This window comes from Actinoallomurus acaciae, from assembly GCF_042429965.1.
In the GTDB taxonomy this organism is placed as follows: domain Bacteria; phylum Actinomycetota; class Actinomycetes; order Streptosporangiales; family Streptosporangiaceae; genus Actinoallomurus; species Actinoallomurus acaciae.
In genome coordinates this window covers 1-2,129 of the sequence record NZ_JBHLZP010000874.1, presented here as the reverse complement: position 1 = coordinate 2,129, position 2,129 = coordinate 1, and the positions used below count along the sequence as shown (strand labels likewise).

The window sequence follows — 2,129 nt, the reverse complement described above, 5'->3', positions numbered from 1 at the left end:
GCCGTCGCCGAGCTCGCGGCGGCCCCGGTCGCCCTCCACCTCGACCACGCGACCGAACGCTCCCTGGTGGAGGAGGCGGTCGGGCTCGGCTTCGGGTCCGTGATGTACGACGCCTCGGCGCTGCCGTACGAGGAGAACGTCGCCGCCACCGCCGACGTGGCACGCGCCTGCCACGGCCACGACGTCTGGATCGAGGCCGAACTCGGCGAGGTCGGCGGCAAGGACGGCGTGCATGCGCCCGGCGCGCGCACCGACCCCGGCGAGGCGGCCGCGTACGTCGCCGCCACGGGTGTGGACGGCCTGGCCGTGGCGGTGGGCACCTCGCACGCGATGCTCACCCGTGACGCCGCGCTGGACTTCGCCCTCATCACCGCACTGCGCGAGGCCGTCCCGGTGCCGCTGGTGCTGCACGGCTCCTCCGGTGTGGCCGACGCCGACCTGACGGCCGCCGTCACCGCCGGCATGACCAAGATCAACATTGCCACCCAGCTCAACAAGGTGTTCACCGGCGCCGCGCGCGAGCGCCTCGCCGCCGACCCCGCCCTGGTCGACACCCGCAAGTACCTCGGCCCGGCGCGGGACGCCACCGCCGCCGAGGTGGCCCGCCTGCTCGGCGTGCTGCGCTCCACGGAAGGCCCCACGACATGAGCGAGCGAACTGAGAACACAGCGTTCCCGGTCACCCACCCGGCGAAGGAGGACTCCGTGACTGAACCGTTCCGCGTCGCGTTCGTCGGCGCAGGCTCGGTCGTCTTCACCCGGCAGCTGCTGCGCGACATCTTCTCCTTCCCCGAGCTGGCGAACGTCCGGATCGCGCTGCACGACATCGACCCCGACCGACTCTCGGTGGCCGAGGCGCTGGCGCACCGTACGGCGTCACGCCACGGTGCCAAGCCGGAGATCGTCGCGAGCACGGACCGCCGGGCGGCCCTGGAGGGCGCGCAGGCCGTGGTGAACATGGTCGCCATCGGCGGTCACGCCGCGACCGTGACCGACTTCGAGGTGCCCGCGAGGTTCGGGCTCCGGCAGACGATCGGCGACACCCTCGGCATCGGCGGGATCTTCCGTGCGCTGCGCACGTTCCCGTTCCTGGCGGCGCTGGCCGCCGACATGGCGGCCGTGTGCCCGGACGCGTGGCTGCTCAACTACACGAACCCGATGGCCATGAACCTGCAGTACCTCGCGGCCGTCGCCCCCGGCCTGAAGGCCGCCGGGCTCTGCCACTCGGTCTACTGGACCGTACGCGACCTGTGCACGCTCGTCGACGTCCCGTACGAGGAGGTCGACGTCGTCTCGGCCGGCGTCAACCACCAGGCGTGGGTCCTGCGCTGGGAGCACCGGGGACGCGACCTGTACCCGGCGCTGGACGCGGCGATCGCCGCCGACCCGGAACTCCTCCGCCGCGTACGGGTCGACATGTACCGGCGTCTCGGCCGCTACCCGACCGAGACCAGCGAGCACTCCTCGGAGTACGTGCCCTGGTACCTGCGCGACGCGGCCGAGATCGAGCGCCTGCGCATCCCGGTCGACGACTATGTCGGGATCAGCGCCGCCAACCTCGCCGAGTACGAGGCCGTACGCGACGCGCTGGCGGCCGGTCGCGAGCCGGAGCCGGGCGAGGAGGAGGACGCCGCGGAGTACGCGCCCCAGGTGATCCACAGCCTGGCCACCGGCACGCTGCGCACCATCCAGGTCACGACGGCCAACACCGGACTCATCACCAACCTCCCGGCCGGGGCCGGCGTCGAGGTGCCGGCGACGCTGGACCGCCTCGGCGTGCACCCCCACCACGTGGGGGCGTTGCCGCCGCAGCTCGCGGCGTTGAACCGGAGCTTCCTGAACGTCGTCGACCTGACCGTCGCCGCCGCGGTCGAGGGCGACCCGCGGCACGTACGGCACGCCGCCATGGCCGATCCCGCCACCGCCGCGGCGCTGACGGTCGAGGAGATCTGGTCGCTCTGCGACGCCATGGCCGAGGCGCACGGCGACGCCCTGCCGCCCGCGCTGCGCGGATCGCTCCGGCCGTGATCGACCTCCTCGTCGTCGGCGGCGCCAACCCGGACGTGCTGGTCTCGGGCGCGCCCGAGACGCCGCCCGCGGGCCAGGCCGAGACGCTGGTGGACAGCGGCA

2 protein-coding genes are annotated in these 2,129 nt (G+C 73.5%); both read left to right on the top strand.

The window, feature by feature from the left end:
* Positions 1-648: class II fructose-bisphosphate aldolase (locus tag ACFFNX_RS48340; RefSeq protein ID WP_378213178.1), on the top strand; the 648-nt coding region annotated here is incomplete at its 5' end.
* A 56-nt stretch (positions 649-704) separates the two neighbouring features.
* A complete protein-coding gene (gene melA / locus ACFFNX_RS48335) occupies positions 705-2,027 on the top strand; it encodes an alpha-galactosidase (protein WP_378213177.1) in 1,323 nt (440 codons plus the stop codon).
* Positions 2,028-2,129 lie beyond the last annotated feature (102 nt).